Annotated in this window: 1 protein-coding gene; it reads left to right on the top strand. The window is 42.2% G+C overall.

All coding sequences use genetic code 11. The features are described from left to right. Window positions 1–189: 189 nt before the first annotated feature. A partial coding sequence (locus tag PP181_RS17660; RefSeq protein ID WP_272638053.1) for a serine hydrolase domain-containing protein occupies window positions 190–1,269 on the top strand: 1,080 nt, incomplete at its 3' end.

Raw genomic sequence — 1,269 nt, 5'->3', positions numbered from 1 at the left:
ATTTTTCTTCCAAAAATGCAAATACAGCTTTATCCCTAGGTTACAGATAACCCAAATACCAACCAATTGAACAATGATGACCCAAAAAATATTTTTTCCCTATTTTTATGCTTCCCCCATTATTATTATTATTCCAATCCAGCTTGTTTACACTGGAACTACGAAGACCTAATCAATTAAAAAGAGGATATGAAGAATCTTGTCTTAGTAGGGTGTTTAATTTTATTAGTAAGCTGTAGTAAAACTTCAGAAACCAAGGACACCCCTACTACCCAAATAGAAAACCCCGATACCACCACGGATACCGTTACCGAGGAACCTGAGGGAGAACCAGTAACTGAAGAAGAAACAGAAGGGGAAGAATCCATCAGTTTTGAGAATTTTGAAGCCCAAATCACTTCCTTCATGGAAACCTATCAAGTGCCAGGGCTCCAGGTCGCCATCACCAAGGACGAACAACTGGTGTACGTAAAGTCCTTTGGGTATGCGGATGTGGAGAATCAAATTCCCGTTACAGACAATTCCCTGTTCAGGATTGCGAGTATTTCAAAACCCATCACCTTTATCAGCATGCTAAAACTCAGTGAGGATGGGCAAGTATCCTTGGGCAGCAAGGTATTTGGGGAAGATGGCGTATTGGGTACGGAATACGGGACACTCCCCTACTCCCCGGGCATACTGGATATTTCAGTAAACGACCTCATTGAGCATAGGTCCGGTTGGACCAACGACCCGTACGACATTATGTTCGACGACCCCAGCCTATCCTACCAGGAACTTTTTTCTGAAATGATCGATAACCGAAGGATCGACGAGACACCAAACTACTACTACCTAAATTTTGGATACTGTGTTTTGGGTAGGGTTATTGAAAAAATGAGCAATGAAACCTATGAAGCCTATGTTCAGGAGAACATTCTTGCCCCCATGGGCATTACGGAAATGAAAATTGGCGGCAACACGTTGGAGGAAAGAATTGAAAATGAAGTGGTGTATTATCCAAGTACGGAGGGTTCCTTTAGTCCCTATGATATGAACGTGACCCGAATGGATGCCCATGGGGGTTGGATTGCATCGGCCAAGGATTTGGCAAGGTTTATTGTCCACATTGACCGTAGATCCAATGTTCCGGATATTCTACCAACTAACAGATTAAATCGGCCTTATTTTAATTACTTCAATTGGGTCCATACAGGATCACTTCCTGGAACTTCCTCTGTTCTGAGCAGACATAACGATACTTTTAACTACAGCGTAATAATGAACAAA

The organism is Maribacter sp. PR66 (genome assembly GCF_028464205.1).
Taxonomy (GTDB): domain Bacteria; phylum Bacteroidota; class Bacteroidia; order Flavobacteriales; family Flavobacteriaceae; genus Maribacter; species Maribacter flavus.
This window is presented reverse-complemented; position numbering and strand designations above follow the sequence as displayed.